Source organism: Lentzea aerocolonigenes (assembly GCF_000955955.1).
Lineage (GTDB): Bacteria > Actinomycetota > Actinomycetes > Mycobacteriales > Pseudonocardiaceae > Lentzea > Lentzea aerocolonigenes_A.
Genome location: NZ_JYJG01000453.1, coordinates 1 through 3,531, shown reverse-complemented (window position 1 = coordinate 3,531; position 3,531 = coordinate 1). Strand labels below are relative to the sequence as shown.

The 3,531-nt window shown below is 73.2% G+C and carries 4 protein-coding genes; 3 read left to right on the top strand and 1 reads right to left on the bottom strand.

The window, feature by feature from the left end; all coding sequences use genetic code 11:
- The 3 genes from UK23_RS43275 to UK23_RS43265 all read left to right on the top strand — a co-directional run.
- Positions 1–392: hypothetical protein (locus UK23_RS43275; protein WP_330770611.1), on the top strand; the 392-nt coding region annotated here is incomplete at its 5' end.
- A gap of 15 nt (positions 393–407) precedes the next feature.
- A complete protein-coding gene (locus tag UK23_RS43270) occupies positions 408–1,832 on the top strand; it encodes a hypothetical protein (RefSeq protein ID WP_045317647.1) in 1,425 nt (474 codons plus the stop codon).
- The gene (locus tag UK23_RS43265; RefSeq protein ID WP_045317646.1) at positions 1,829–2,635 is read left to right on the top strand and encodes an ESX secretion-associated protein EspG; all 807 of its coding nucleotides are present in this window, start codon (positions 1,829–1,831) and stop codon (positions 2,633–2,635) included. Before UK23_RS43270 ends, UK23_RS43265 begins: the two co-directional genes overlap by 4 nt.
- On the opposite strand, the gene UK23_RS43260 is transcribed toward UK23_RS43265, so the two are convergent.
- The coding region (locus UK23_RS43260; protein WP_045317645.1) for a beta-galactosidase at positions 2,613–3,531 on the bottom strand (919 nt) is incomplete at its 5' end. The two genes, UK23_RS43265 and UK23_RS43260, sit on opposite strands and share 23 nt — an antisense overlap.

Sequence of the window (3,531 nt, the reverse complement as noted above, 5' to 3'; positions counted from 1 at the left end):
GCCATGTCCTCGTGGACTCGCAGTCGCCGCCGCCTGCCGATGGAAAGGCCGTCGCTCTTAATAACAGCGTCACCTCCGGGCAAGTTACGCTCGACCCCGCGACCGGCGAGGATCTGTGCAGGACCCTCCGCGAGCAGATCGACCAGGTCGACTCCTGGCTCGAGCGCGCCGGCAGGCTCGCGCGCCCCGCACCGTTGGGTGCCAATCCTGTCGGCCAGGCGATGACATTCAAGTTCGAGCACCGCGCCGATGGCGAAGTTCACTCCTTCGTGAGCGTGATGACGGCCTACCGCACCGTTCTGGCACAAACGCACGAGGCGGTCAGCACGGCGATCCGCAACTACCACCAGGTCGACACCGACGCCTCCGCCGACATCTCCAAGCACGGCTGAGCGGGAGAGGCTGCCATGGGCCCGGAGAACTACCTGGTGCTGCGCGACACCCAGAACTGGGCCGCGCGTTCGCACCGCGAGCTGTACGACTCGGTGCACCACTTCAACGATCCCGGCCAGGCCGGCGAGATCGGGTCCGAGTGGGCCCGGTTCGGCACGGAGCTCACCGAGTCCGCGGAGCTGATCGCCAAGCGCGTGGCAGCGAGCGAGTCCGGCTGGACCGGTGCGGCGGCCGAAGGTGCCCGCGTCGCGATCCGGGGGCTGGCTGAGTGGATCACGCTGACGGCGCGGACCGCCGTCGAGGTCGGCGAGAAGGTCGCCGCACAGGGCCGGATCATGGCGACGGCGAGGGCGACGATGCCCGAGCCGTCCTCGTTCAGCCTCGACGACGCGGCGCGTGCCCAGGGCGATCCAGGGCTCGCCGGGTTCACCGCGTCCGCGGCCGACATGCAGGCCGCGGGCGAGAAGGCGCGCGCCGCGCACGAGCAGGCCGTGGCCGTGATGGAGACGATGGAACGGCAGTCGCACGACATCGACGCCAGCACGCCCGCGTTCACGCTGCCGTACAACCCGACGACGGGCAAGGCGCAGGAACCACCGCAGCCGGCGGTGCCGCGCTCGTCCGACGGCCCATCGCTCGGCGGCGCCTCCGGTCCGCCGCCGGCCAGCCCACCCTCCACCCCGGACCCGAGCGCGCCGCCACCCTCGCCGGGAGGCGCTCCGCCGCTCGCTCCCGCCGCCTTCTCCAGTCCTCCTGGAGGCGACGCCCCAGCGGTCCAGCCGCAGGGCGAGCCCGCGTACCAGCCCGCCGCCCACCAGCCTTCGCACGACGGCACGGCCGTGGCCGCCGCGTCGGCGCCGGGCTACCAGCCGGCGGCTTCCGGCTACCATGCGCCGGGTGTGAGCGGATCCGCGGCGCCGGCGGAACACCGGCCGCAGCAGTACGGCACGCCCGTGCCGTTGACGCCGCAGCCGAACGTGCCGCGCACCGGTGCCACCGATCCGCGGACCTCGCCGCGCACGGCAGGCACTGCCGCGACGGGTGGGCAGGGCACCGCGGCACGGCCGGCGGGCGGTGGTGGCGGGTTCGGTGGGGGCGGTGCGGCACGTGGAGCGTTCCCCGCCGGGCAGTTCGCACCGGGCGGCTCTGCCGGTGCGCAGATGCAGCCGGGTGGCGCCGCGGGCGTCACTTCCCCAGGCCGCGGTCCCGTGCCCGCCGGAGGGGTCGGGCCCGGTGCCGCGGCGGCCGCGGGCTCGGCTGCCGGCGGTGGTCCAGCGGGCGGTCCGGCGTCCGGCAAGGGCGAGGAGGACAAGGAGCACCGCTCGGCGTCGTACCTGATGGGCGGTGACCTGTTCGAGGTGCCGGGCGAGAACCTGCCGCCGGCGGTGATCGGTGGCGCGAAGCCGAGGAAGACCGGGCCGCCGGAGCAGACGACGTGATCACCCCGGACTTCCTGCTGACCCAGGCCGAGCTGGCCGTGCTGTGGCGGCACCACGAGCTCGGCAGGCTGCCCTACCCGCTGGACGTGCCGTCGTTCGGCGCGACCGAGTCCGAACGCAGGAGCATCGAGCACGACGTGCGCGACGACCTCGCGGGCAGAGGGCTGATCTACGACCACCACCTGGTCGGCCTGCTGCACCTGCTGGCCGAGCACGACGTCGCGGTGGACGCGGTCGGCTACTTCGACCGCACGGTCCGGGCGCTGGCCGTGTCGAACGGCGACGAGGCGGCCATGGTGGTCATCGACGGCGACCAGGTGGGCGTGCTGGAGGTCCGCCCGACCGGTCTGCCTCGGTCCATCGTGGACGTGCTGCCCGCCGGCGCGGCCGGTCCGGGCTCCGGCCTGTCGGTGCCGCTGGACGCCCTGCACACGGCCGTGCGGCTGCACGAGGACGCACCGGAGTCCGAAGACCCGTGGGGCGCGGACGATCTGGACGAACGCCGAGCCCTGGAGCAGGCGGGCCTGTCCGGTCAGGACGCCGCCGCCGTCGCCGAGCTCGCGGCCGGACGTGTCCGCGGCGGCCAGTTCGGGGTCAGCCGGGTCAGCACCCAGCTGACCGCCGACCGCTCCCACGTCGTGATCAACTGGTTCGACACCCTCCAGGGCCGCTACCTCATGGTCAGCGAGAACGGGTGGCTGAGCCTCGCCCCCACCGACAACGAACGGCTCGCCCACCGCATCGACTCGGATCGACTCGGTGCTCGCCGCCGGCTGAGGATCACGAGTCCGGTCGCGGCGTGAAGACCACCCGCACCGCACCGGGTGGCAGCACGAGATGCCCGTCCACGCGGTCACCCGTGAGCAGCTCGGTCCCCGTCGCGGGAAGCAGCTCGGTCTCCCCGTTGTGGTTGATCGCGAACAGGTACCGGCCTGCCGAGCCCTCCCGCTCCACCACCTCGACGTCGCGCGGCAGGTCGCGCAACGTCACCTCGGCCTCGGCACTCGCCGCCACCAGCACGGCGTCCAGCCCGTCCGCTGCCAGGCAGGTGGAGACGTACCAGGCGCTCCCCCGTCCGAGCGCGTGCCTGGTGACAGCGGGCAGGCCGGCCGCCGGTCCATCCACATAGGACCAGACCGGTACCGCGCCGCGCAGCCGCACGACCTCGGACCACACGTCGCCCGTCAGGCCGCTGTCCAGCCGCACCTGCTCACCGGCACGCAACGGCGTGAACTCCTCCACCGTCAGGCCGAGCACATCACGCAACGCACCGGGGTGTGGTCCTGAGTGGATGGTGTCGTGCTCGTCGACGATGCCGGAGAAGCACGACACCACGAGGACGCCACCTCCCTCGACGTAGCGGCGCAGGTTGGCCGACGCGGTCTCCGTCATCGAGTACAGCGCGGGCACGACGACGAGCGGGTAGCCGGACAGATCCGCTTCCGGGTGGGCAAAGTCCGCGGTCAGGTGCAGGTCGAAGGCGGCGGCGTACCAGGCTTCCGCGCGTTCGCGGGCGTCGAGGTCGGCGCTCGGCCGCCACTCCTGCCGTTGTGCCCACCACGACTGCCAGTCCCACAGCAGCGCGATGTCCGCCACGACCCGGCTGCCGCGCAGAGGAGCCAGGGCACCCAGGTCCTGGCCGAGGCGCACCACCTCCTGCCAGATCCGGCTTTCCGTGCCCGCGTGCGGGAGCATCGCC

Coding starts and splice junctions, on each gene's coding strand:
- UK23_RS43270 (WP_045317647.1), top strand. CDS start 408: ATGGGCCCGGAGAACTACCTGGTGCTGCGCGACACCCAGAACTGGGCC.